At 58.2% G+C, this 24461-nt stretch carries 20 protein-coding genes and 1 other RNA gene; 8 read left to right on the top strand and 13 right to left on the bottom strand.

Going from position 1 to position 24461, the window contains the following annotated elements; translation table 11 throughout:
* From DBR18_RS19265 to DBR18_RS19220, 10 genes are all read right to left on the bottom strand, one after another.
* The coding region (locus DBR18_RS19265; RefSeq protein ID WP_256588791.1) for a class I SAM-dependent DNA methyltransferase at nucleotides 1-1229 on the bottom strand (1229 nt) is incomplete at its 3' end.
* Between the two features lie 87 nt (nucleotides 1230-1316).
* The gene (gene hsdR / locus DBR18_RS19260) at nucleotides 1317-3683 is read right to left on the bottom strand and encodes an EcoAI/FtnUII family type I restriction enzme subunit R (protein ID WP_108591486.1); all 2367 of its coding nucleotides are present in this window, start codon (nucleotides 3681-3683) and stop codon (nucleotides 1317-1319) included.
* A 184-nt stretch (nucleotides 3684-3867) separates the two neighbouring features.
* Nucleotides 3868-4755 carry a hypothetical protein gene (locus DBR18_RS19255; protein WP_108591485.1) on the bottom strand — a complete coding sequence of 296 codons (888 nt, stop codon included), beginning with the start codon at nucleotides 4753-4755 and terminating at the stop codon, nucleotides 3868-3870.
* A 656-nt stretch (nucleotides 4756-5411) separates the two neighbouring features.
* Nucleotides 5412-5801: a transfer-messenger RNA gene (gene ssrA, locus DBR18_RS19250) on the bottom strand.
* Nucleotides 5802-5897: 96 nt separating this feature from the next.
* Nucleotides 5898-6176: a hypothetical protein gene (locus tag DBR18_RS19245; RefSeq protein WP_007961392.1), complete on the bottom strand. Its 279-nt coding sequence runs from the start codon at nucleotides 6174-6176 to the stop codon at nucleotides 5898-5900.
* 129 nt (nucleotides 6177-6305) lie between these two features.
* On the bottom strand, nucleotides 6306-9116 hold the full coding sequence (locus tag DBR18_RS19240) for an FAD-binding and (Fe-S)-binding domain-containing protein (RefSeq protein ID WP_108591484.1): 2811 nt from the start codon (nucleotides 9114-9116) through the stop codon (nucleotides 6306-6308).
* Nucleotides 9113-9784, bottom strand: a complete 672-nt coding sequence (locus DBR18_RS19235) for a lactate utilization protein (protein WP_108591483.1) — start codon at nucleotides 9782-9784, stop codon at nucleotides 9113-9115. The genes DBR18_RS19240 and DBR18_RS19235 overlap by 4 nt, the downstream gene beginning before the upstream one ends.
* Nucleotides 9784-11238, bottom strand: a complete 1455-nt coding sequence (locus DBR18_RS19230) for a LutB/LldF family L-lactate oxidation iron-sulfur protein (RefSeq protein ID WP_108591482.1) — start codon at nucleotides 11236-11238, stop codon at nucleotides 9784-9786. Before DBR18_RS19230 ends, DBR18_RS19235 begins: the two co-directional genes overlap by 1 nt.
* Nucleotides 11235-12059: a (Fe-S)-binding protein gene (locus tag DBR18_RS19225; RefSeq protein WP_108591481.1), complete on the bottom strand. Its 825-nt coding sequence runs from the start codon at nucleotides 12057-12059 to the stop codon at nucleotides 11235-11237. Before DBR18_RS19225 ends, DBR18_RS19230 begins: the two co-directional genes overlap by 4 nt.
* A gap of 150 nt (nucleotides 12060-12209) precedes the next feature.
* Nucleotides 12210-13904, bottom strand: coding sequence for a lactate permease LctP family transporter (locus DBR18_RS19220; RefSeq protein WP_108591480.1), 1695 nt, complete (start codon nucleotides 13902-13904; stop codon nucleotides 12210-12212).
* Nucleotides 13905-14165: 261 nt separating this feature from the next.
* Between DBR18_RS19220 and DBR18_RS19215 the strand changes: the two genes are divergently transcribed.
* Entirely contained in the window at nucleotides 14166-14933 is a 768-nt protein-coding gene (locus tag DBR18_RS19215) for an FCD domain-containing protein (protein ID WP_108591479.1), read from the top strand.
* A 103-nt stretch (nucleotides 14934-15036) separates the two neighbouring features.
* On the opposite strand, the gene smpB is transcribed toward DBR18_RS19215, so the two are convergent.
* Nucleotides 15037-15519 carry an SsrA-binding protein SmpB gene (smpB, locus tag DBR18_RS19210; RefSeq protein WP_003221505.1) on the bottom strand — a complete coding sequence of 161 codons (483 nt, stop codon included), beginning with the start codon at nucleotides 15517-15519 and terminating at the stop codon, nucleotides 15037-15039.
* A 119-nt stretch (nucleotides 15520-15638) separates the two neighbouring features.
* Here smpB and DBR18_RS19205 point away from each other — a divergent pair, with 119 nt between their 5' ends.
* From DBR18_RS19205 to DBR18_RS19195, 3 genes are read left to right on the top strand one after another with little or no spacing between them, the layout of a single operon-like run.
* Complete coding sequence (locus DBR18_RS19205) at nucleotides 15639-17042, top strand: sodium-dependent transporter (RefSeq protein WP_108591478.1); 1404 nt, start codon at nucleotides 15639-15641, stop codon at nucleotides 17040-17042.
* A gap of 7 nt (nucleotides 17043-17049) precedes the next feature.
* Nucleotides 17050-17484: a type II toxin-antitoxin system RatA family toxin gene (locus DBR18_RS19200; protein WP_003221509.1), complete on the top strand. Its 435-nt coding sequence runs from the start codon at nucleotides 17050-17052 to the stop codon at nucleotides 17482-17484.
* Nucleotides 17477-17788 (top strand): RnfH family protein, encoded by a 312-nt coding sequence (locus DBR18_RS19195; protein WP_108591477.1) that lies wholly within the window; start codon nucleotides 17477-17479, stop codon nucleotides 17786-17788. The genes DBR18_RS19200 and DBR18_RS19195 overlap by 8 nt, the downstream gene beginning before the upstream one ends.
* 63 nt (nucleotides 17789-17851) lie before the next feature.
* Here the strand turns inward: DBR18_RS19195 and DBR18_RS19190 are convergent, their stop codons facing one another.
* Nucleotides 17852-18382, bottom strand: coding sequence for an outer membrane protein assembly factor BamE (locus DBR18_RS19190; RefSeq protein WP_108591476.1), 531 nt, complete (start codon nucleotides 18380-18382; stop codon nucleotides 17852-17854).
* Between the two features lie 97 nt (nucleotides 18383-18479).
* Here DBR18_RS19190 and fur point away from each other — a divergent pair, with 97 nt between their 5' ends.
* The gene (fur, locus tag DBR18_RS19185; RefSeq protein WP_003221515.1) at nucleotides 18480-18884 is read left to right on the top strand and encodes a ferric iron uptake transcriptional regulator; all 405 of its coding nucleotides are present in this window, start codon (nucleotides 18480-18482) and stop codon (nucleotides 18882-18884) included.
* Between the two features lie 75 nt (nucleotides 18885-18959).
* Here the strand turns inward: fur and recN are convergent, their stop codons facing one another.
* Entirely contained in the window at nucleotides 18960-20633 is a 1674-nt protein-coding gene (gene recN / locus DBR18_RS19180; RefSeq protein WP_108591475.1) for a DNA repair protein RecN, read from the bottom strand.
* Between the two features lie 240 nt (nucleotides 20634-20873).
* Here recN and grpE point away from each other — a divergent pair, with 240 nt between their 5' ends.
* The 3 genes from grpE to dnaJ form a co-directional block, all read left to right on the top strand.
* Nucleotides 20874-21440: a nucleotide exchange factor GrpE gene (grpE, locus tag DBR18_RS19175; protein ID WP_007961425.1), complete on the top strand. Its 567-nt coding sequence runs from the start codon at nucleotides 20874-20876 to the stop codon at nucleotides 21438-21440.
* Nucleotides 21441-21542: 102 nt separating this feature from the next.
* The gene (gene dnaK, locus DBR18_RS19170) at nucleotides 21543-23459 is read left to right on the top strand and encodes a molecular chaperone DnaK (RefSeq protein ID WP_108591474.1); all 1917 of its coding nucleotides are present in this window, start codon (nucleotides 21543-21545) and stop codon (nucleotides 23457-23459) included.
* Nucleotides 23460-23756: 297 nt separating this feature from the next.
* On the top strand, nucleotides 23757-24461 hold a 705-nt coding region (dnaJ, locus tag DBR18_RS29470), incomplete at its 3' end, for a molecular chaperone DnaJ (protein ID WP_256588790.1).

Here is a 24461-nt window from a genome sequence, read left to right as displayed (position 1 = left end):
CACCAGGCCTCTTCCACTGAGAACTCTTCGATGCGCATGGGGCGGGTCTTGGAGTAATTCTTCATACCGGCCGGATACTGGTGCTCGTAGAACCACACCTGTTTGGTCGGTGTGCCTTTGGTGAAGAACAGCAGGTTGGTCTTGATGCTGGTGTAGGGGTTGAACACGCCGTTGGGCAGGCGAACGATGGTGTGCAAGTTGCACTCGGTCAGCAGTTTTTCCTTGATGCGGCTTTTAATGCCTTCGCCAAACAGAAAGCCATCGGGTAAGACTACGGCGGCGCGGCCACCGTCTTTGAGCAACTGCATGATCAGCACCAAAAACAGGTCGGCGGTTTCGCGAGTGCGAAAGGCAGCAGGGAAGTTGGTTTCGATGCCATCTTCTTCCATGCCACCGAACGGCGGGTTGGCGACGATGCAGTGCACGCGCTCGCTGGGCCCCCAACTGATCAGCGGTTTGCTCAGGGTGTTGTCGTGGCGGATTTGGTTCGGCACCTCGATGCCGTGCAGGATCATGTTGGTGGTGGCCAGCAGGTGCGGCAGCGGTTTTTTCTCCACGCCAAAGATACTGGCCTGCAGGGTGCGTTCGTCTTCGGCGGTTTTTACATAGCGGCTGCGCTTGTGCTCGATGGCGCAGGTGAGAAAGCCGCCCGTGCCGCAGGCCGGGTCCATAACTTTTTCGTCCAGCTTAGGGTCGACCATGCGCACCATAAATTCGGTGACCGGGCGCGGAGTGTAGAATTCGCCGGCGTTGCCCGCGTTCTGCAGGTCGCGCAGCAGTTGCTCGTAGAGATTGCCGAACTCATGGCGCTCTTGAGCCTTGTTGAAGTCCACCCCTTCCTGAATCTTGTTGATCACCTGGCGCAGCAACTGCCCGGACTTCATGTAGTTGTAGGCGTCTTCAAACACGCTGCGCACCACAAAGGCCGAGGGCGTGTTGCTGTACTCGTGCAGGTTCTGCAACTGGGGGAACAGGTTATTGTCGATAAAGTCTTTCAGCGCCTCGCCGGTCATACCTTCCGGATCGGCGGCCCAGGTACGCCAGCGGCAACTGTCGGGAATGGGAGAGCGGTAATTGTCGTCCATCAGCTCCCATTCCAGCTCGCGGTCATCGAAGATCTTCAGGAACAGCAGCCAAACCAACTGGCCGATACGCTGGGCGTCGCCGTCTACGCCAACGTCTTTGCGCATGATGTCTTGAATGGATTTGATGGTGGAGCTAATGGACATGAGTTCTCTCAACGCGTACCGCAAGGGGGGCGAAATTCTACAGGATAGTGTGGACAGCTGCTTTGGCAGGTCGTCGGTAGTTAGCCGTCAACTGGCATAAAGTTCGTCTTCCAGTTCGTGGATAGCCTGGTTGTAGCCAGCCTTGCCGCCGAAGGCTTTGACCAATTCCATGGGCGCACCGAACTGGCTAAAAGGGTCAAGCTGAAGGATTTTGATGTCCTCGATATGCTCGATGCCGGTATCGGCGTATTTATCCAACAACGCCTCCAGCACCTGGCGGGCGGCGCCGGAATACTTGGCGAAATAGTTGCGCTTTTTCACCTGCTCGGCTCGCTCGCGGCGTGATAGGGCAGGCTGATCGAAGGCGACGTGGCAGATCAGATCGAACGGATCGAGCGGTTTCCCCTGCTTCTTTTCCACTTCTTCGGCCAAGGCTTCCCACATCACCCCCTGAACGGCCATTTCCTCGATGATGACTTTTTTTTGCTCGGCATCACTCCAGCGCCGGAGGAAGTCATCCAGCGAGGTGAACTGCTTTTTTACACAAGTGCGGGTGTAGTCGTGGAGCGATTCGGTGATGAGTCGACCATCCGGGCCGTAGTACTGAACGCGCTCGGCAACGACGTAAATCGGGACGGTGTCGATCACGTACTTAATGCATTTTTTGCCATCTTCCTCACCGGTAAACTCCAGCCCATCACCGTCGTTATCGCCGCCTGCGGTGATGCCGTCTTCATCTCCCTGTGGATCGTCTGGTGGCACGGGCCACTCATTAGCGTCGGGGGCGAAGATCACCACTGGATCACCATCGAAGGCCGGGTCGGCAAATAGCTCGGTGGCCTTTTTGAAGTCCATGATGGTGAACCAGTATTTACCGTAGTCCTCGTTGATGCGAGTACCGCGGCCGATGATTTGCTTGAACTCGGTCATTGATTTGATGTGCTGGTCGAGCACGATCAGCTTGCAGGTCTGAGCATCGACGCCGGTGGTCATTAGTTTGCTGGTGGTGGCAATGACCGGGTAGCGCTCTTCCGGGTTGATGAAGTTGTCCAGCTCGGCCTTGCCTTCTTGGTCATCACCGGTGATACGCATGACGTATTTGCGATTCTCAGCCACGCGTTCAGGGTTGAGGTTGACCAAAGCTTGGCGCATGCGCTCGGCGTGGTTGATGTCGTCGCAGAAGACGATAGTTTTCTGAAACGGATCGGTGGCCTTGAGGAGCTCGGTTACTTTTTGCGCCACCAACTGGGTGCGCGCTTCGATAACCAGGGTTCGATCCATGTCTTTGAGGTTGTAGATGCGGTCTTCGATCAGCTCGCCGTTCTTATCGAGCATGCCTTTGGGTGGCCGCCAGCCTTGCAGGTCTTTATCGAAGTCGATGCGCACCACTTTGTAGGGGGCCAGAAAGCCGTCTTCGATGCCTTGCTTCAAGGTGTAGCTGTAAATCGGCTCACCGAAGTAGGTGATGCTGGATACCTCTTTGGTCTCCTTCGGTGTGGCGGTAAGGCCGACGTGGGTGGCGCTGGAGAAGTAATCGAGGATTTCACGCCAGGCTGAATCCTCGGAAGCGCTGCCACGGTGACATTCGTCGATCACGATCAGGTCGAAGAAGTCTCGGGAGAACTGCTTGTAGATGTTCATCTCTTCATCAGTGCCGGTGACGGCCTGATAGAGCGACAGGTAGATCTCGTAGGAGGTATCGATCTGACGTTTGGCGATTTTGGTCATCGCTTGGCCGAAAGGCTTGAAGTCGTTGTTCTTGGTCTGGTCGACCAGGATGTTGCGGTCAGCCAGGAACAGGATGCGTTTCTTCTGTTTCGATTTCCACAACCGCCAGATGATTTGGAAGGCTGTGTATGTCTTGCCGGTGCCCGTAGCCATCACCAGCAGGATTCGTTCTTGGCCCCGCGCCACAGCCTCGACGGTGCGGTTGATGGCATTCATCTGGTAATAGCGCGGCATGCGCCCGGAGCCGTCGTCGTAGTAGGGCGCTTCGATCTTGTGTTGGGCTGTTGTATCCAGCCCCTTCCACTGACAGTAGCGGTGCCAAAGTTCAGCAGGGCTAGGGAATTGATCAAGGGTGAGTTCGGTTTCTACCTGGCTGCCTGTCCCACTGCGGTCGTGAAACAAGAAGCCATCGCCATTGCTGGAGAACACGAACGGTACGTCCAGCGCCTCTGCATAGCCCAAGGCTTGTTGCATGCCGGAGCCAACGGAGTGCTTGTTGTCTTTTGCCTCGATCACAGCGATCGGCAGGTTGGCTTGGTGGTAGAGGATGAAGTCTGCGCGGCGTGCTTCGCCACGGCTGTGAAGTTTGCCCCGGACGATAATGCGGCCTTTGGTAAAGCTGACTTCCTCGCGCACCTGCTTGTGCATGTCCCATCCAGCTTGCTGAACGGCTGGGGCGATGTACTTGCTGCAGATGTCCCGCTCGGAAAGCGACTTTTTGTCCATAACCCCTATTCCCTTTCAAAACCGGACTGGTCGGTCCATTCCGGCACTGCTGATCGTGCTCGATGGGCGTAAATGTACCTTGTTTGATGATGGCACGGGGGAAGATCAGGCTTTAGTGGCTGAAGCTGTAGGTAAGATGAGTTGAGGCAATAACAAAGCGCATGTTTCGCGTTGTCCGAATCCTTTATCTAGGATCGTTTACTGCGGCGGGCTGAAGATGGCTAGGGTGAATAGGACCGCAAGCGAATCGTTGGTATTGAATTAACTTTCGTCGGCGTACATCCCCAATTTGGTGGAGCATGTTCGGTCGTTCCCGGTCCGTGTAGGCAGCTGGATACAGCGCCGTATCATAGGGAATGGCGTCCAGCACGTCGATTCCATATTCGACATAAACACGCTTACCGAGCGGTGTCAGGGCCAAAGCCTTAATTCGGCGGATATGTTCTGATATGCCTCGGTATCCGTCATGTACAAGTAGGTCGCGCAGGTAATGGTTCGAGGCGCGAAGTGCGATCTTTACCCGCACGGATTCCCTGTGCCGCCGATCCTGCCAGTAAGCAAATAGGTTGAACAGGCGAGACTTTAGGCATGTGATGGGGTCGATGACGGCGACTTGCACCCCTTCGATATCCAGAACGGATAAGTACTTGAAAATCTCTTTCTTGGGCGCGCCCCCGACGCTGTCCATTTCCAGGATATCGACGATGACTTCTTTACCGTCAACCCAGTCAATGTACGCGGCGGCAATATTTATCGTGTTGTCGTCCATCTTCGCCCTGCGAAAAGGAACACCCATCATCTCGGCGCAGTAATCAATAGAGTTAGGCTTGCCGATAAAGTCCAAGTCATCGCTGGTGACGAATCCGACGTCCTCGCCTGTCATTTCGTCGATGAGGTATTGCCGGGCCCAAAGCGTAAGCGATTGCCCGCCAACGATCACAAGGCCGTAATCGGTGACAGCTGATTGAATTGAGGGGCGGTAGACGCGCTGAATTAGATCGAGCAGGAAAGCAAAGAGCTCTGAACGTTCAAGTAGGGCGAACGGAGCGTCTTCGTCTACCGTTTCGGGCATCAGTTGCTTAGCGCAGAGAATCGTTGTGGGCGAGCGATTGAAGCAGAGTTGCCACGAAGGGCGGATTTAGCACGGGCAGCAGCCATTTCAAGCATCTGAGGGTCAGCTGCATAGACAGCATCAACCTGGCGGTCACGTGAGCTGCTTTTAAGGCTCATCATTTCCGCAAAGCTAAGGTCATTTGAATGCTGGTGGCCGCTGATCATGGCGAAAGTACCCATAAGGGTGAAATGGACTTGGGTTTGAGGTTAGCACACTCACTCGGCGCATTTATAGGCGGAGGGCTGTGATTGCGAGTCAGTGCCGACGAAATGCATTCTTCATCACGCCGTCTAGGTGCACCAACGGGCCGGCTCCGCCGGCCCATTGGTGCACCTAGAGGCTCTTATCAATAAAAAACTTGCAGGCTCTTTTGGAAGGTAATCATCTGTCAAGCGAAATGTCAATAAAGTGGTAGTGCAGTTGACCCTGAACAAGTCGGCCTAAATATCAGATAGACAGCTAGCCACGCGCCATTCTCTTCATCAGGCAAGTGGTGGGATGGTGTTAAGCCCGTTTTTCTATGGCAGCGAATGGCACTGAAGCCCGTTACTTCACTTGTTTCACTAGATTTCCAGGCACAAAAAAAGACGTCCGAGGACGTCTTTTTTCTGAGTTGGTGGAGCCGGGGGGATTTGAACCCCCGTCCGCCAGTGCTCCGCTGTCGGTACTACATGCGTAGCCGTGTCTATTAAGTTAACCCTCAGCGACCCGACGGGCAGGGTGCTTTGGGCGAGTTGTGTAAGTTTTAGCCGCTTCGTCCACAACGTACTGCACGGCGATTCTGTTCTATATGACAATCATTTCGGGTTTACAGACATCCCCTGATGATTGCTGGGCCCGAAGGCACCAGGAGTGCATGTCAGCTGCAATTAAGCAGCGAGAGCAGCACCGTATTGGTCGTCATTGGCAACTATAAGAAGTTGCAACAGTGGATTTACGACTTCTGTTACCAAGTCGGCATGCACCTAAAGTTTCGTCACCGGCGTCGAATCCTAATCGGCCCCGAACTCATTGCCTCGTACATCAGGTGAGGCAACAAGCCTGCGCAGTGTACGCCAAACGGCCCCCGAGGCCAACCCGAAGGTTGGCCGGGGCCTGAATCAGTTGTTGGTGCCGGTGGATTTACGCAGTTCTATGATGGTTTGCGAGGTTTCCGCTACGCAGTCATCAATCTTGCCTTGGGCTTTCAGCGCCTGCGCCTTGCTCACACTGGCTTCAGCGCGCTGGCTGAGTTCCGGGTTCGCTGACAACTGCCCCTTGGCATTGTTGATGGTCTGGATATTGGCATCGCACAGGTCGGCAGGTTTGTCGGCGGCGAACGAAGTGGAAGCCATCATCGAGGCAGTAACGAACAGACCTAACAGTACAGAACGTTTCATGTGTATCTCCTTGAACTGAGGGATCCAGACTGCGCTGGCCGTCAGGACGGGCAACCGAGTGGAAGAAAAGCCCCGATTTTCGGGGTCTGTTCTGTGGACTACGGTTGCCCGCAAGGGTTCTATTTTTCTTCAGCAGGCCTTGGCCCGGGTCACCCGATCCACCAGATAGACCAGCCCGTGATAGTCGATGCCGCCGTGTTGCGTCAGGCCGATCTCACAGGTGCGGCTGGTGGAAATGCCTTCGCTGCAATGCTGCACCGCGTCCTTGAGGGTGCGCAGCGAATGGCTGTTCAGCTCCGGGGTGGTGAAGCCCTTGTCACCGGCAAACCCGCAGCAATGAATGCCTTCGGGAATCACCACGGACTTGCTGCATTTGCGCGCCAGATCGATCAGCGCCTGGCTTTCGCCAAGATGCTGGGTGCTGCAGGTCACATGCACCGCAATCGGTGCCTCTTGCGGGGTGAACTCCAGACGATCGAGAAGATGCGTACGGATGAAGCGCACCGGGTCGTACAGATCCAGACGAACATCTCCTACGTCCTGCACCAGGCGCAAGGTGCAGGGGCTGGTGTCGCAATAGATTGGATCGAGTCCGCCACGACTGGCGTGGAGCAGCGCGCTGATCAGTTCCTGACGCTTGTGCTCAGCCTGTTCGGCGTAGCCTTTGGAGGCGAAAGGCTGACCGCAGCAGAGGTTGTCCTGATTGTCCGGGAACACCACTTGGTAACCGGCCTTTTCCAGCAGGCCACGGGTCTTGTCGTACAGCGACATTTGTTCCTTGTCACCCGCCGCTGGGCCCATCACCCGTGATACGCAGGCCGCCAGATACACCACGCGCGGGCGCTCGTCCGACACACTCGGGCTGAAGCGAATGGCTTTTTCCGCTTGCGGCATCGCATTGGTCCACAGCGGCACCTGGCCTTTGGACAAGCGCGTCAGCGTCGCCGAAAGCTTGGCCAGACGCGGTGCGCCAAGCAGCATCCGTGCGCCGTTGGCCACGTGCAGGGTGAAGCGTGCACCTTGCAGGGTCTTGGCGAAATTTCCTTCGATCCAGTCAGCGGTTTTCTGATGCGTCGCGTGTCGGCCACGAAGCTTTTTCACCAGTTCGCCGGTGTTGATGCCCACAGGGCAACGCTGTGCGCACAACCCGGTCGCCGCGCAGGTCTCGATGCCTTGGTACTCGTAGGCTTGCTCCAGCTCGGTGGTGTCAACGCCCGCGCGCTTTTTCGCCTGAATATCTCGCCAGATCACGATGCGCTGACGCGGGCTGAGGGTCAGTCCTTTCGACGGGCAGACCGGTTCGCAGAAACCGCACTCGATGCACTTATCAACAATTTCATCCGCCGCCGGCAGCGGTTTCAGATGTTTGAGATGGATCTGCGGATCTTCGCTGAGCACCACGTTCGGGTTGAGGATGCCGTTGGGGTCGAGCAGGCGTTTGAGCTGCCACATCAACTGGTAGGCGTCGCTGCCCCATTCCAGCTCAACGAACGGCGCCATGTTGCGCCCGGTGCCGTGTTCGGCCTTCAGCGAACCGCCGAACTCCACCGCCACCAGTTGCGCGACGTCGTCCATGAACGCCTGATAGCGTGCGACTTCTTCCGGACTGTTGAAGCCTTGGGTGAAGACGAAGTGCAGATTGCCTTCCAGTGCGTGTCCGAAAAGGATCGCTTCGTCGTAGGCATGTTTGTCGAACAGCGCGATCAGGCGATTGACGCCGATGGCCAGTTGCTCGACCGGGAAGGTCACGTCTTCGATGATCACCGTGGTGCCGGTTTTACGCACCGCGCCGACGGCAGGGAAGGTGTCCTTGCGGATCGCCCAGAGCTTGGCGTTCTCGGCCGGGTCTTCGGTGAAGTCGACCTGTTTCTCCACCGGGAAACTGACCAGCGAAGCCATGATCTGCGCCAGCTGTTCCTGCAGCAAAGTGGAAGAGGCGGCGCGGGATTCGATCAGCAGCGCGCAGGCATTGTTCGATAGATGCTGTACGAAATCCGGCATGCCCGGTTTGTCCTGCACCGAACGCAGACTGCGCCGATCGAGGAGTTCCACCGCCGACACCGGTTGGCTTTTCAGCACGGTGACCGCGTTGCAGCAGGTTTCCACATCCGGGAACACGATCAGTGCCGAGGCCTTGTTCGGGTGGTCGATCACCGTGTCGTAGGTCACCGCACTGATGAAGCCGAGCGTGCCTTCGGAGCCGACCAGCAGGTGGCTCAAGATATCCACAGGCTCGTCGAAATCCACCAGGGCATTGAGTGACAGGCCGGTGGTATTTTTCAGACGGTATTTGTGGCGGATTCTCGCGGCCAGTTCGGCATTGGCGCGGGTCTCGCGGCCCAATTTCGCCAGGCGCTCCAGCAGATCGCTGTGGCTGACGCGGAAAGCGGCGACGCTGGCGGCGTCTTCGGTGTCGAGACGGGTGCCGTCGGCGAGTACCAGGCGAATTCCGGCCAAGGTGTGATAGGTGTTTTGCGCAGTGCCGCAGCACATGCCGCTGGCATTGTTGGCGACGATGCCGCCAATCTTGCAGGCGTTGATCGACGCTGGATCCGGGCCGATCTTGCGCCCGAACGGTGCCAGCCACGCGTTGGCCTGTGCGCCGATCACGCCCGGTTGCAGGCGAATCTGCATGCCTTGGCCGCGAATCTCGCGAGCGTTCCAGTTATCCCCCAGCACAATCAGCACAGAATCGCTGATCGCCTGCCCGGACAAACTGGTGCCGGCGGCGCGGAAGGTCACCGGGACTTGATCGCGCTGGGCCAGTTTCAGCAGCGCCACCACTTCGTCTTCGGACTCGACGCGGATCACCAGTTTGGGAATCAGCCGATAAAAACTGGCGTCGGTGCCGAAGGCCAATGTCGACAGTGGATCGTCGAAACGGCGCTCCGCTGGAATCAGTTGCTGCGCATCGCGCAGGAAATTCACCGGAAGTGTCATTGGTCCTCCAGGATCAGCACCACCAGATCTTTCGGGCCGTGAGCGCCGTAAGCCAGCACTTGTTCGATGTCGGCAGTTTTCGACGGGCCGGACACCAGCAGCGCGTTGGTCGGCATGCCTTGGGCCCACTCGAATTCCTGTTGCACCTGATAGAAGTTGTCGCGGATTTCACTGGCCTTGAGCAGGGCGAAATGCACTGGCGGCACCAGGCTCATCAACCGCGGTTCTTCACGGGTTGGCCAAAGGATCAGGCTGCCGGTCGCGGCGATGGCACCGAGGGTGCCGGTGAAGCTGGCCGGGGTGTCGTTGAACAGCTCGGCTTTCCATTCTTCCATCGGCCGGTCGTAGGACTTCAGTGTCGGCAGATCAGGATTGTTCGCCCAGTGCTGTGAGATGCGCTGCCCGTGAGGCGTCGTCGGTGCGATCAACAGGCTTGGCAGTTGGCGATCGCGCAGCAGTTGTGCGAGCAGCGCCGGCCAGTCTGCGCCGGTCGTCAGATGGATTTCGGTGTGCACCGCTTCCATCAGTTTGCGCAGCTGCGGGATACGTTGCTCGGCACTGTAGGTGTAAGGGCGCATCACCAGATCGACGTCGAAGTCGTCGGCAATCGGTGTGGCGCCGGTCAGACTTTTCCGCAGCTTGGCGAGGATATTTTGCTTGGCGCTCATCAGCGGTCTCCCTGTTTGGCCAGATGCTCGCGGGCCAGGTCGTGCAGTGAGCGGGCGGCGGGTTTCGGTGCGCTGTGGTTTTGCGTCCACGGGCCGACGTTGCTCGGCGTTAATGCACGCAGGCGCGTGGCGAAGAAACCGAACAACCGATACAGCGTCGGCGAGCTGTTGAGTTTCGCCCAGGCGTTCCAGATAAAACGTTCCTTGCGCGAATACTTGCTGCCCTGGCCGCGCATCACTTGGTGTGGAGCGTCCGGGGCCTTGACGTTTTCTTCGCGCAATCGCCGCAGCAGGGCAGGGATCGGAATTTTCACCGGGCACACTTCACCGCAGGCGCCGCACAGCGACGAAGCGCTCGGGTGATCCGGGACTTTCGCCAGGCCGACCATGTGCGGGGTGATGATTTTGCCGATCGGTCCCGGGTACACCTCGCCATAGGTGTGACCACCGACGCGGGTATAGACCGGGCAATGATTCATGCACGCGCCGCAGCGGATGCAGTTCAGGGTCTGGCGCAGTTCGCTGTCGGCGAAGGCCTGGCTGCGACCGTTGTCGAGCAGCACCAGATGCACTTCCTGCGGGCCGTCGAGTTCATGTTCCTTGCGCGGGCCGGAGATCATGTTGACGTAAGTGGTGATCGGAATACCCAGCGCCGAGCGAGTCAGCAGCGACAACAGCGGCACCACGTCGCGCAGGTTTTCCACAACCTTTTCGATGCCGGTGACGGCGATGTGCACCGGAGGCACGGTGGTGGTCATGCGCCCGTTGCCTTCGTTTTCCACCAGCAGCAGGGTGCCGGTTTCGGCGACGGCGAAGTTGACGCCGGAAACGCCGATGTCCGCTTCGAAGAATTTCTGCCGCAGGACTCTGCGACCGATCTGAATGAGTTGGTCAACGTCCTTGGTGTACTCCACGCCAAGTTTGTCGTGGAACAAGGACGCGACCTGACCGGCATTCTTGTGGATCGCCGGCATAATGATGTGTGAAGGCTTCTCGTGGTCGAGCTGGACGATGTATTCCCCCATGTCGGACTCCAGGCATTCAACACCTTGAGCCTCGAGGAAATGGTTCATCTCCATCTCTTCGCTGACCATCGATTTGCCCTTGATCACTTGCCGCGCCTCGTGAGCGCGGATGATCGAAAGGACGATGCCATTGGCCTCGTCCACCGTTTCCGCCCAGTGCACTGTCACACCGTTGCGGGTCAGGTTCTGTTCCAGCTGCTCGAGCAGGTCGGGCAACTTGGAGAGCGCACGCGCCCTGATCGAGTTGCCCAGAGCGCGCAAGTGTTCTCTTTCGTGGGCATCGCTGAAAGCCGCTGCCCGCTTGGTCATCAATGAATCCATCGCAGTGCGGAAGTTGTTCCGTAACTGCTGATCACCCAAGGCGTTGTGCGCCCGGGTGCGGAAATCTTCTTCTACGGCAACCGTAGGAATAATCGTCGAGGTGCTCATTGCGCACCTCCGGTTCGTTGCCACAGAAAGCTGGCGAGATGTTGCCCGCGCAGCGCTTCTTTTTGTTTCTCCAATGCGCCGTTGATGTTCATCAAACAGCCACAATCGGCGCTCAACACCTGATGCGCGCCGGATTCCTTCAACGCCCGGGTCTTGTCGGCCACCATCGCGCCGGAAATGTCTGGCATACGGACGCTGAATGTCCCACCGAAGCCACAGCATTCGCTTTCGTGATCGTGGTTGACCCGCTCCACGTTGCTCAACTGCGCCAACAGCTCGCGGCCGTGCAGATGGGTATTCATTTCGCGGCGTGCCGAACACGAGGTGTGCAGCGCCACCTTGACCGGTTCGCCGCTGTCCTTGAGCTGCACCTTGCAGACGAACAGCAGAAACTCGGCCAGTTCATAAGTGCGGGCCGCGAGGGCCTGCACCTGTTTCAATGTCGCCGGCTCGTCCTTGAACAAGTCGGCGTAATGCTCGCGCAACATGCCCGCGCAGGAGCCCGACGGCACCACCACTGGATAATCCCCGGCAAACAACGCCAGTTGCGAGCGCGCGACCGTCCGCGCCTGCTCGGTGTAACCCGAGGTGTAGGCCGGTTGCCCGCAGCAGCTCTGCCCTGGCGGGTACTCGACCGTTATCCCTTCGCGTTCCAGCAAGTGGATCGCGTCCATTCCGGCTTCGGGGTAGAACAGATCGACCACGCAGGTTCCGAACAGGTAGACCCGCGACGGTTTCTCGCTGGGGTACTGCCGAGGTTCGGGTAGTGGTGGTGCGACGCGGGTGGCATTGGGCACAGCGTTGTAAAAAAGCTCGCTCATCAGGCGTGTCTCCGGGTGGGCCCGGTTATCCGTCTGTGGCGGCTGCTGAATATAAAGAGCCTTGCTTTCAGCAGCCTTACAGACCGGGGTGTGAATTGCTGACGCCGGAATCACGAACCGGCGTCGGTTATTTCCGTTTTGTTTATAGGTTTAGTGCACCAGCATGCCAGTGAACCAGTAGGCCTGGGCCAGGGTGATCAGGCCGACAATCGTGGCAAAGAATAGGCTGTGCTTGAGGGTGAAGCGGAATAGATCCGATTCCTTGCCCACCAGCCCGGTCGCAGCGCAGGCCACGGCAATCGACTGTGGCGAGATCATCTTGCCGGTCACACCGCCGCTGGTGTTGGCCGCCACCAGCAAGGTGTCGTTGACGCCGATCTGGTGTGCGGTGGTCGCCTGCAGCGAACTGAACAGTGCGTTGGACGAAGTATCAGAGCCGGTGAGGAACACGCCCAGCCAGCCAAGGAAGGGCGAGAAGAACGGAAAGGCTGCACCGGTCGCGGCCAATACCAGGGCCATGGTCGAAGACATGCCCGAGTAGTTGGTGACGAAGGCGAAGGCCAGCACCATGCCGATCGACAGAATAGGCCAGCGCAGTTCGTAGAAGGTCTCTTTCAAAGTGGTCAGACCAGTTTTGAAGTCGATCTTCAGCACCAGCATCGAGATCAGCGCCGAGAAGAAAATCGCGGTGCCTGTCGCGGAAATAGGGTCGAGTTTGAACACCGCCGGAATCGCAGTCGGGGTGGCGACGATCGGGGCGGTCTTGATCACCAGTTGATCAAGGTGCGGGATGGCAAAGTTGAACACCCAGGCGTACATCGAGCCGCCGGCGGCGAACATCGCTTTGAAGGGCTTGAGGGTCCAGATGGTTACCAGCACGGTGAGGATCAGGAATGGCGACCAGGCGATGAAAATTTCCCAGAGGCTGTAAGGCGACGCCACGGTGCTGCGCTTCTGGCCGAAACCGCCTGCGCTGGCGGTCACCACCGAGGCCGAAACGGCGCCGGCGATGTGCTGGCCGGCGGCGCGTTTTGGCTGCCAGACTTTGAGGAACAGAGTCAGGGAAATCAGGCTGGCCAGGGCCGAAGTGATGTCCGGCAGCTCCGGGCCGATGAAGTTCGAGGTGAAGTACTGGGTCACGGCGAAGCTCAGGCCTGCGACCAATGCTGCCGGCCAGGTCTCACGCACGCCGCGCAGGCCGTCCATCATGAACACCAGCCAGAACGGCACGAACAGCGAGAGCAGTGGCAGTTGGCGACCGGTCATGGCGCCGATCTTGAACGCGTCAATGCCAGTCACCTGGCCGGCCACGATGATCGGAATCCCCAGCGCGCCGAACGCCACCGGCGCGGTATTGGCAATCAGGCACAGGCCGGCGGCGTAAAGCGGGTTGAAGCCGAGGCCGACCAGCAGCGCTGCGGTGATCGCTACCGGCGCACCGAAACCGGCGGCACCTTCCAGAAATGCGCCGAAGCAGAAACCGATCAGCAACACCTGCAGGCGCTGATCGTCAGTGATCGATAGTACCGAGCTACGGATGACCTCGAACTGACCACTCTTGACCGTCAGCTTGTAGAGAAACACCGCTGCCACGATGATCCAGGCAATCGGCCACAGACCATAGGCAAAACCGTATCCGGCGGCGGCGAAGGCCATGTCCACCGGCATGTGGAAGGCGAAAATCGCCACGGCAATCGACAGGGCCAGCGTGATGCTGCCGGCCACATGCCCCTTGAGGCGGAACACCGCCAGAGCGAGGAAGAAGAAAACGATGGGAATGACGGCCGCAAGTGCGGAGACGCCGAGACTGCCGAGCGGGGTATAGAGCTGTTGCCAGGTTTGCATATGGGGTGGCCCCTAATTGTTGTTGGTCAGGCACTGTCAGCGTTCTTGGTTAATTGGTAATACCAATTTACAATCGCTGTTGGCTAGGGTAAAAGCCTTGATGACGGTGTGTCAATTTGTCGCCCTGAAACTTTTGTCGAACAAGCGGTGCAGAGAGCATCTGATCCGGTCGGGCGAATGTGCGCTGACAGGTGTCGGCGGGACGCCGATAGGCCAGAATAGAGAGCCCGGCGCGCGGTCGGGATCGTGGAGAAATGAGTTATGGGGTTTGATCAGATTCGTCAGCGCCGTTTGTCTGACGATATTGTCGAGCGACTCGAGGGGATGATCCTCGAGGGCACGCTGAAGTCCGGTGAGCGACTTCCGGCCGAGCGCGCCTTGGCCGAGCAGTTCGGTGTGTCGCGTCCATCGTTACGCGAGGCGATTCAGAAGCTGGCAGCCAAAGGCTTGCTGGTCAGTCGCCAGGGTGGCGGCAACTATGTGGTGGATACGCTCGGTTCGACCTTCAGCGATCCGCTGCTGTTGCTGCTGGAGAGCAACCCGGAAGCGCAGCGTGATTTGCTCGAATTTCGGCATACTCTGGAGGCATCGTGCGCCTATTACGCAGCATTGCGCGCCACCGATGTGGATCGCGAGCGGCTGACTGCAGCGTTCGACGAACTGCAGGATTGCTATGCACGGCATGATGAAGTGAGCCGGGCGGAAGAAGGCGCGGCGGATGCGAAGTTTCATCTGGCAATCGCCGAAGCCAGTCATAACGCTGTGCTGCTGCACACCATTCGCGGGCTGTTCGATCTGCTCAAGCGCAACGTCGTGACCAACATTGGCGGCATGTACAAGCAGCGCACGGAAACCCGCGACATGCTGATCTCTCAGCACCGGGAATTGTATCTGGCGATTATCGAGGGGCGGGCGGAGCAGGCGCGGGAGGTTTCCAGTCGGCACATTCTGTATGTGCAGGAAGTGCTGGAAGAAGTGCGGCAGGAAGTTCAGCGCATGGCTCGGGCGGAGCGGCGTAAAGGGATGTAGCTTTTAGAAGCAAAAAGATCGCAGCCTTCGGCAGCTCCTACGCAGGTATGTGTCTTTCCCTGTAGGAGCTGCCGCAGGCTGCGATCTTTTCAGGCAGAAGAAATTACTCTTCCTTGCCCTTGTTGCGCACGGCGCGCTGCAATTCTCGACCGGCGTCGCGTTCACGCTCGGTGTCACGCTTGTCGTATTCCTTCTTGCCCTTGCCCAGAGCAATCTCGCACTTGACCATGTGCTTGCTCCAGTAGAAGGACAGGCACACGCAGGCGTAGCCTTTCTGTTGCACCGCAGCGGCGAGTTTTTCCAGCTCGCGCTTGTTGAGCAGCAGTTTGCGGGTGCGGGTCGGGTCGGCGATGACGTGGGTGCTGGCGGTCATCAACGGTGTGATGTGACTGCCGAGGAGCCAGGCTTCGCCGTCCTTGAGCAGCACGTAACTGTCGACCAGTTGCAGCTTGCTTGCCCGCAGACTTTTTACTTCCCAGCCGGCCAGGACCAGACCAGCCTCGAACCGATGTTCGATGAAGTAATCGTGTCGCGCCTTTTTGTTCTGCGCGATGGTCCCTGTTGGGTGTTTCTTCTGTTTAGCCATAGGGGCGGCATTATATGGAGATAAACGGTCCTCGGCTACGGTGATGCTGCGTGCTTGAGCAGGTTGAGTGAATCCCGGACAATGCGGCCTCTTTTTCTGATGCTTGGGCGTGATATTCGATGTCGACAGACAAGGTTTCTGTCCACGGCAGTTGGGCTAGCCGCTGGGTTTTCATATTCGCCGCGACCGGTTCGGCCGTGGGACTGGGCAGCATCTGGAAATTCCCCTACATGGTCGGGGTCTACGGTGGCGGTGCCTTCGTGCTGATGTTTCTGGCCTGCATTGCACTGATCGGGATCCCGGTCATGCTGGCGGAAACCCTGATCGGCCGCCGCGCGCGGCAAAGTCCGGCGAACGCCCTGAAGGTGCTGGCGCTAGAGGCCGGGCATTCGGGCAAGTGGTCGTGGGGCGCATTCGCCGGGATGATCACCGCGCTGCTGATCCTGTCTTTCTATAGTGTGGTCGGCGGCTGGTCGCTGGATTACATCATCGACATGGGGCGCGGCGACTTTCAGGGCGCTACGGCGGAGCAGGTCGGCGCTTATTTCGGCAATGTCATCTCCGACCCTTGGCGCCTGACACTTTGGCACACGGTTTTCATGCTGCTGTCGGCGGTGGTGATCGCCAAAGGCGTGGTTGCCGGGCTTGAGCGCAGTTTGCGCATCATGATGCCGCTGCTGTTCGTGATGGTGCTGGTGCTGCTGGGTTACAGCATGACCACCGGGCATTTCATGGAAGGCGTGCATTTCATGTTCGATTTCCACCCGGAAAAAGTCCTTGATGGCTTGCTGCCGGCCATGGGCCACGCATTCTTTTCCCTGAGCGTGGGCGTTGGTTCGATCATGATCTACGGCGCTTACATGACCAAGGAAGCCTCGTTGTCCGGCACCGTGGTCGGGGTAGCGTTGCTCGATACCTTTGTTTCGCTGGTAGCGGGTCTGGCACTGTTTCCTATCGTGTTTGCCGGCGGTCTGAACCCCAGCGAAGGCCCGGGCCTGATGTTCGTCAGCCTGCCATTTGCCTTCGGTAACGTGGTTTTTGGCCAGTTGATGGGCGTAGTGTTCTTCGTACTGGTGGCGATTGCCGCCTGGAGTTCGGCGATTTCCCTGCTCGAGCCGATGGTTGCCTATCTGGTTGAGCGCACGAAAATCAGCCGCGGCTGGGTCACTTTCTGGCTGGCATTCATCTGCTGGTTCGTCGGTCTGGGCACGGTGTTCTCCTTCAATATCTGGAAGGAAGCCAAATTTTTCGTGAACGAAGGCGGGCTGTTCCACCTCTACCAATGGGGTGCGGCGGGCGGTCTGGACTTCTTCGGCGTGATCGATTTCTTCACCTCGCGGATCATGTTGCCGCTCGGTGGACTGTGCTTCGTGCTGTTTGCCGGTTGGGTGATGGGGCGTGATGCGGTGCGTGACGAGTTGTCGATCCGTAATCCGGCACTGTTTGCCCTGTCCTTGTTCTTGATGCGCTATGTGGCGCCCATCGGCATTCTTGTAGTGTTTGCCACCCAGCTCTGGAAGTGACGCTTACATGACGACACATATTCAACGATCAGCGCTGCTGCCATATCCGGCGCAATTTCTTTATGACCTGGTCAACGACGTGGCGCGTTACCCCGAATTCCTCCCTTGGTGTTCGTCCGCCGAGGTGCTGGAAAGCTCGCCTGAACACATGCGCGCCAGCGTTGGTGTAGCCAAGGGCGGGCTCAGTCAGCATTTCGTCACGCGCAATACGCTGGTGCCGGGGCAGTCGATTGAAATGAATCTGGAAGAAGGGCCGTTCAACCAGTTGCACGGCGTCTGGGTGTTCAAGGCATTGAACGAGAAGGCCTGCAAGATCAGCCTTGACCTGTCTTTCGACTACGCCGGCCCACTGGTGCGTGCGACCCTCGGGCCGCTGTTCAATCAGGCGGCGAATACGCTGGTGGACGCATTCTGCCAGCGCGCCAAGCAGATGCATGGTTGAGCCGGTGATCGAGATTGAAGTGGTGTATGCCGCCGTGGATCGTCAGCTTCTGCGCACTTTGCGCGTCCCTCAAGGAACGACAGTGCGTGAGGCGGTGCTCAAGTCAGGTATTGGCGATGAATTTCCAGAGCTGGATCTGAGTGATTGTCCGCTGGGGATCTTCGGCAAGGTGGTTGCTGATCCGCAGGTTCGCTTGATTCAGGCTGGGGATCGCATCGAGATCTACCGCCCGTTGCTGGCGGATCCGAAGGAAGTGCGGCGCCTGCGGGCGGCCAAAGCTGCTGAAGCCAAAGCGCGAAAATAGTTGGTCGAGAAATCGCAGGCAATAAAAAACCCGGTATTTCCGGGTTTTTTATTGCCTCGCACATTACTGCGGCGAGGTGTCCAGCGGCTCAGGCGTTGGAACCGGAACGGTTTCAACACCGTCCACGTCCTTCTGGATCGAGTCCAGCAAGGAGCCTGGTTTGGCTGGTGTTTCCGGCTTCGGCTTCTCGGCGTTCTCGGTAGCAGGCGCGGTCACGCTGGTGCCACTGTCCTTGCCCAGAATGGCTTCGTCTCGGCTGACGCCTGGCATGAAGTCACCGGACAGGCTGACAAGCTGGTCGTTGGAGTTGAAATTAACACTCACGCGCTCCTGTTGGCGTTCACCGCCACCAGGTTGCAGGCTGTACAGATAATCCCAGCGATCGGCATGGAACGTGTCGGTCAGCAGGGGGTTGCCCATGATAAACCGTACTTGCCGACGGGTCATTCCCGGGCGTAACTGGTCTATCATGTCCTGCGTGACGACATTGCCCTGCTGGATGTCGATTTTGTAAACCCCGGGGAATGAACAACCGGCGAGTGCGAGCAGTCCCACAAAGGTGAAACTGGTTAGCAAGAGCTTGGTGTTTTGCATCGGTGGGCGACTTCCACTATCTTGGCTGGGACAACGTAAACGCCGATCATACCCGCATTAAGAGAAGCTGCGAAGCAGCATCGCGAGAAAGCTGACCATGGTTGAAAATAGCGAACTACGCAAAGCCGGCCTCAAAGTGACCCTGCCACGGGTCAAGATCCTGCAAATGCTCGACTCTACCGAGCAGCGTCACATGAGTGCCGAGGACGTCTACAAGGCGTTGATGGAAGCGGGCGAGGACGTCGGTCTGGCCACGGTTTACCGTGTTCTGACCCAGTTCGAAGCCGCTGGCCTCGTGGTCCGTCACAACTTCGACGGTGGCCACGCGGTATTCGAACTGGCTGACGGTGGCCACCACGACCATATGGTCAACGTGGAAACCGGTGAGGTCGTCGAATTCGTCAGCCCGGAAATCGAAAAGCTCCAGAAGGCAATTGCCGAGGAGCACGGTGTTGATCTGGTAGATCACAATCTGGTGCTGTACGTACGCAAGAAAAAGTAAGCATGTCGCGCGAATTTCAGGTTCGCGAAACGAACGAAGGCGACCCAAGGGTCGCCTTCGTGCTTTCTACTGCTCTTAAATTTTTGCGGTGACCACCATTTTTTTCGCGTGAGCCAAGGATTCCTTGGTCAGGTCGATGCCGCCCAGCATCCGTGCCACTTCTTCTATACGGTCGTTCTTGCTCAGCCTGGACACGGCGGTGTGAGTCGCCTGCTCGCCGCGCACCTTGTGCACGAATAAATGTTGATGCCCCTGCGCCGCCACTTGCGGCAAGTGCGTCACGGTCAGCACTTGGCCACGATCGCCAAGGCGCCGCAACAATTGGCCGACGATTTCTGCTGTCGGTCCGCCAATGCCCACGTCCACTTCGTCGAATACCAGTGTCGGCACCCGTGAGGTCTGCGCGGTGATCACCTGAATCGCCAGGCTGATCCGCGACAGCTCACCACCGGAGGCCACTTTGGCCAACGCTTTCAATGGTTGACCGGGGTTGGCGCTGACCAGCAGTTCGACTTGTTCCAGGCCGTTAGGCTGTAGTTCGTCGCTGGTGTTGGCGCGCAGCTCGATAGTGAAGCGGCCGCCCGGCATGCCCAGTCGCTGGATCTCTTGCTCTACAGCGCTGGCAAGGCTGCCGGCGGCCTGATGGCGCAAGTCGCTCAGCTCCCGGGCTTTCTCTTGATAGTGGCGAGCATAGGAAGCCAGCTCATCACCCAGACGCTCGATGGATTCGTCGTTCGCATTGAGCGTTTCGATTTCATCCAGCAACTTCTGTTGCATTTCGCCAACCTCGGTCGGCTGGATCCGGTGCTTGCGGGCCAGGGTGTAGATTGCGTCGAGACGTTCTTCCAGATATTGCAGGCGCGCAGGATCGGCGTCGAAGTTGTCGAGGAAGCGATTGAGTTCGCCTACGGCTTCTTCGACCTGGATCTGGGCGCTGGTCAGCAGGCTGCTGGCTTCGCCCAGTGCACCGATCGAGTTGTTCACACTCGACAGGCGGTTGAGGCTGGCGGTCAGTGCATTCAGGACATTGCCTGAATCACTTTCGCTGCACTGTTCGACCACTTGTCGGCAAATGCCGAGCAGGGTTTCGGCGTTGGTCAGGTTTTTGTGTTCCTGCTCCAGTTGTTCCAGCTCGTTCTCGCCGAGGCCGAGGTTTTCCAGCTCTTCGAGCTGATAGCTGAGCAGTTGATGGCGCGCGCGTTGCTCGTCGCCGGAATTGGAGAGGCGTTCCAGTTCCTGGCGGGTCTGACGCCAGCGCTGGGCGGCCAGTTGCACCTGGCGGGCCAGATCGGTGGCGCCGGCGTATTCGTCGAGCAGTCGGCGGTGCGTATCGGTTTTCAGCAGCGACTGGTGTTCGTGCTGGCTGTGGATATCGATCAGCAGTTCGCCAAGGGCCTTGAGATCGCCGAGCGGGCAGGGCGTACCGTTGATATAGCCGCGCGATCGACCCTCGGCGGTGATGACCCGGCGCAGGATGCACGGACCGTCGCTTTCGAGGTCGCGTTCGGCCAGCCAGGCATGGGCTTCCGGGATATCGACCAGGTCGAAGGTGGCAAGGATGTCGGCCTTGTCGGCGCCCGGGCGGACCACGCCGCTGTCGGCACGATCGCCAAGGGTCAGGCCCAGAGCGTCGAGCATGATCGACTTGCCGGCGCCGGTTTCCCCTGTGATCACGCTCATCCCGCGATCGAGTTCGAGATCGAGATGTTCAACGATGGCGTAGTTGTGTACGGACAGGTGCACCAGCATAAAGGCCGCTCCCAGGCTTTAGGTCTGGTTATTTATACAGTGTTTTGTTTCGGGCTGACAATGCCCTCGCTTAGCTCGATTCGCTTGATCCGATCAAATGCTTATGTCGGACTGGAATGACAATGCGGCACTTTTTTGTAGGGGTAATCGTTACAGGCCCTTGAAGCCTGATTTTGCGGCCCCATATATCGGGGCAGAAGCGCGAGTACAGCTCGCGGACGTAATTGAAAGGAGAATTCTATGGCTGACGAACAGACAGTAGATACGCAAAATCCAGAAGCCAATCAGGCGCCCGAGACTTCGGGTGACGACCTGGCGACCCGTGTACAAGTGCTCGAAGAGCAATTGGCCGCCGCGCAGGATCAGTCTTTGCGCGTAGCTGCCGATCTGCAGAACGTCCGCCGTCGTGCCGAGCAGGATGTCGAAAAGGCGCACAAGTTTGCGCTGGAAAAATTCGCTGGCGATCTGCTGCCGATCGTCGACAGCCTGGAGCGCGGCCTCGAACTGTCGAGCCCGGACGACGAAAGCATCCGTCCGATGCGCGAAGGCATCGAGCTGACCCTGAAAATGTTCCACGACACCCTCAAGCGTTATCAGCTTGAAGCGATCGATCCGCATGGCGAACCGTTCAACGCCGTTCACCATCAGGCGATGGCCATGCAGGAAAGCGCCGACGTAGAACCGAACAGCGTTCTGAAGGTGTTCCAGAAGGGCTATCAGCTCAACGGTCGCCTGTTGCGTCCGGCCATGGTTGTGGTCAGCAAGGCGCCGGCGCCAATTTCGCCTTCGATTGACGAGAAGGCTTGAAATTAGCCGCAAGGCCCCCATTTAGAAGTCAAGCGTTTAAGTATTACCGCAGTTAGCCACCACTGCTGCGGCAACAAAATCCAAAGTTTCGGGAGAGTGAACATGGGCAAAATTATCGGTATCGACCTGGGGACTACCAACTCCTGCGTCTCCGTGCTGGAAAACGGCAAGGCCAAAGTTATTGAAAACGCTGAAGGCGCGCGTACCACGCCGTCGATCATCGCTTACGCCAACGATGGCGAAATTCTGGTAGGTCAGTCGGCCAAGCGTCAGGCTGTAACCAACCCGCACAACACCCTGTACGCAGTAAAGCGTCTGATCGGTCGTCGTTTCGACGAAGAAGTTGTGCAAAAAGACATCCAGATGGTCCCTTACAAGATCGTCAAGGCTGACAACAATGACGCCTGGGTAGAAGTGAACGGCCAGAAAATGGCGCCGCCACAAATCTCGGCTGAAATTCTGAAGAAGATGAAGAAGACCGCCGAAGACTACCTCGGCGAGCCAGTGACCGAGGCGGTGATCACCGTTCCGGCCTACTTCAACGACAGCCAGCGTCAGGCGACCAAAGACGCCGGCCGCATCGCCGGTCTGGACGTTAAACGTATCATCAACGAACCAACCGCAGCGGCTCTGGCTTACGGTATGGACAAGGCCAAGGGCGATCACACCGTGATCGTTTATGACCTGGGTGGCGGTACTTTCGACGTTTCCGTGATCGAGATCGCTGAAGTTGACGGCGAGCACCAGTTCGAAGTGTTGGCCACCAACGGTGACACCTTCCTCGGCGGTGAAGACTTCGACATTCGTCTGATCGACTACCTCGTTGACGAATTCAAGAAAGAAAGCGGCATGAACCTCAAAGGTGACCCGCTGGCCATGCAGCGCCTGAAAGAAGCCGCCGAGAAAGCCAAGATCGAGCTGTCGTCCGCTCAGTCGACCGACGTCAACCTGCCGTACATCACTGCAGACGCCACCGGTCCTAAGCACCTGAACGTGAAAATCTCGCGTGCCAAGCTCGAAGCACTGGTTGAAGACCTGGTTCAGCGCACCATCGAACCTTGCCGCATCGCCATGAAAGACGCCGGTATCGACGTTGGCGCGATCAACGACGTGATCCTGGTCGGCGGTCAGACCCGTATGCCGCTGGTACAGAAGCTGGTCACCGATTTCTTCGGTAAAGAAGCACGTAAAGACGTCAACCCGGACGAAGCTGTTGCGATGGGTGCTGCGATTCAGGGTGCTGTTCTGGCCGGTGACGTGAAAGACGTTCTGCTGCTGGACGTCAGCCCGCTGACCCTGGGTATCGAAACCATGGGTGGCGTGATGACCGCGCTGATCGAGAAAAACACCACGATTCCTACCAAGAAATCGCAAGTGTTCTCGACTGCCGACGACAACCAGGGCGCTGTGACCATTCACGTCCTGCAAGGCGAGCGTAAGCAAGCTGCGCAGAACAAGTCCCTGGGCAAGTTCGACCTGGCCGACATTCCACCTGCTCCACGTGGCGTGCCGCAGATCGAAGTGACCTTCGACATCGATGCTAACGGCATTCTGCACGTTGGTGCGAAAGACAAGGCGACCGGCAAGACCCAGTCGATCGTGATCAAGGCCAACTCCGGTCTGTCCGACGAAGAGATCGAGCGCATGGTGCGTGACGCCGAGGCGAATGCCGAGGAAGACCGCAAGTTCGAAGAACTGGCCGCTGCCCGCAACCAGGGTGATGCACTGGTTCACTCGACTCGCAAAATGGTCACCGACGCGGGCGACAAGGTCACCGCCGAAGAGAAGACTGCGATCGAAGCTGCCGTGGTTGCACTGGAAGCCGCTGTAAAAGGCGACGACAAGGCTGCCATCGAAGCGAAGATCGAAGAACTGTCGAAAGTCTCGGCTCCGGTTGCCCAGAAGATGTACGCCGAACAGGCTCAGCCTGCTGAAGGCGCAGCGCCACACGACGAGAAGGCTGAAAAGGCTGACGACGTGGTTGACGCTGAGTTCGAAGAAGTCAAAGACCACAAGTAAGTTGTTGGTCGGCCGGTTGACTGCCTTGCGGCGGTGACTGGTAGGATGTCGCCGCGCGGGAGCTTGCTCCCGCGTTGGCGTATCTGGAATACGCGAATTTTTACAGCATGCGACAACGTTCGGATGCTGCTGGTATGGCCGGGAATGCTCCTGCTTTTCGTGCCGCAAGTACCAAGCGAAACAAAGACCAGGATCGTTGAATTGACGTGAGTTGGGTCCGGGCCTGTATTGGGGCTCAACGAGTTTGGCCATCCTCAGGAGGGGTTTGCCGAACGTCCTCAAGAGTGCGGAAGACTTATGGCAAAGCGTGACTATTACGAAGTGTTGGGTGTCGAGCGTGGCGCAAGCGATGCGGACCTGAAGAAGGCTTACCGTCGTTTGGCAATGAAGCATCACCCGGACCGTAATCCCGATGACAAAGCGTCGGAAGAACTGTTCAAAGAGGCCAACGAGGCCTACGAAGTATTGTCCGATTCGAGCAAGCGCGCGGCGTACGACCAGTACGGCCATGCCGGTGTCGACCCAAGCATGGGTGGCGGTGGCGCCGGTTTCGGCGGGCAGAATTTCTCGGACATCTTTGGTGATGTCTTCAGTGACTTCTTCGGTGGCGGTCGCGGTGGTTCCCGTGGTGGCGCCCAGCGTGGCAGCGACTTGCGCTACACGCTGGAGCTGAATCTGGAAGAAGCGGTACGCGGCACCACCGTGAATATCCGCGTTCCGACACTGGTCAACTGCAAGCCTTGCGATGGTTCGGGCGCGAAGAAAGGCTCGTCGCCATCGACGTGCCCGACCTGTGGCGGCATTGGCCAGGTGCGCATGCAGCAGGGCTTCTTCTCGGTGCAGCAGACCTGCCCGCGCTGCCATGGTCAGGGCAAGATCATTTCCGATCCGTGCGACTCGTGCCACGGCGATGGTCGCGTCGAAGAGTACAAAACCCTGTCGGTCAAAGTGCCGGCTGGCGTCGATACCGGCGACCGCATTCGTCTGTCCGGCGAAGGCGAG

The sequence above is a fragment of the Pseudomonas sp. HMWF021 genome, assembly GCF_003061005.1.
Taxonomy (GTDB): Bacteria; Pseudomonadota; Gammaproteobacteria; order Pseudomonadales; family Pseudomonadaceae; genus Aquipseudomonas.
This window is presented reverse-complemented; position numbering and strand designations above follow the sequence as displayed.

Coding starts and splice junctions, on each gene's coding strand:
- hsdR (WP_108591486.1), bottom strand. CDS start 3,683: ATGGACAAAAAGTCGCTTTCCGAGCGGGACATCTGCAGCAAGTACATC.
- DBR18_RS19255 (WP_108591485.1), bottom strand. CDS start 4,755: ATGCCCGAAACGGTAGACGAAGACGCTCCGTTCGCCCTACTTGAACGT.
- DBR18_RS19245 (WP_007961392.1), bottom strand. CDS start 6,176: ATGAAACGTTCTGTACTGTTAGGTCTGTTCGTTACTGCCTCGATGATG.
- DBR18_RS19240 (WP_108591484.1), bottom strand. CDS start 9,116: ATGACACTTCCGGTGAATTTCCTGCGCGATGCGCAGCAACTGATTCCA.
- DBR18_RS19235 (WP_108591483.1), bottom strand. CDS start 9,784: ATGAGCGCCAAGCAAAATATCCTCGCCAAGCTGCGGAAAAGTCTGACC.
- DBR18_RS19230 (WP_108591482.1), bottom strand. CDS start 11,238: ATGAGCACCTCGACGATTATTCCTACGGTTGCCGTAGAAGAAGATTTC.
- DBR18_RS19225 (WP_108591481.1), bottom strand. CDS start 12,059: ATGAGCGAGCTTTTTTACAACGCTGTGCCCAATGCCACCCGCGTCGCA.
- DBR18_RS19220 (WP_108591480.1), bottom strand. CDS start 13,904: ATGCAAACCTGGCAACAGCTCTATACCCCGCTCGGCAGTCTCGGCGTC.
- DBR18_RS19215 (WP_108591479.1), top strand. CDS start 14,166: ATGGGGTTTGATCAGATTCGTCAGCGCCGTTTGTCTGACGATATTGTC.
- smpB (WP_003221505.1), bottom strand. CDS start 15,519: ATGGCTAAACAGAAGAAACACCCAACAGGGACCATCGCGCAGAACAAA.
- DBR18_RS19205 (WP_108591478.1), top strand. CDS start 15,639: ATGTCGACAGACAAGGTTTCTGTCCACGGCAGTTGGGCTAGCCGCTGG.
- DBR18_RS19200 (WP_003221509.1), top strand. CDS start 17,050: ATGACGACACATATTCAACGATCAGCGCTGCTGCCATATCCGGCGCAA.
- DBR18_RS19195 (WP_108591477.1), top strand. CDS start 17,477: ATGGTTGAGCCGGTGATCGAGATTGAAGTGGTGTATGCCGCCGTGGAT.
- DBR18_RS19190 (WP_108591476.1), bottom strand. CDS start 18,382: ATGCAAAACACCAAGCTCTTGCTAACCAGTTTCACCTTTGTGGGACTG.
- fur (WP_003221515.1), top strand. CDS start 18,480: ATGGTTGAAAATAGCGAACTACGCAAAGCCGGCCTCAAAGTGACCCTG.
- recN (WP_108591475.1), bottom strand. CDS start 20,633: ATGCTGGTGCACCTGTCCGTACACAACTACGCCATCGTTGAACATCTC.
- grpE (WP_007961425.1), top strand. CDS start 20,874: ATGGCTGACGAACAGACAGTAGATACGCAAAATCCAGAAGCCAATCAG.
- dnaK (WP_108591474.1), top strand. CDS start 21,543: ATGGGCAAAATTATCGGTATCGACCTGGGGACTACCAACTCCTGCGTC.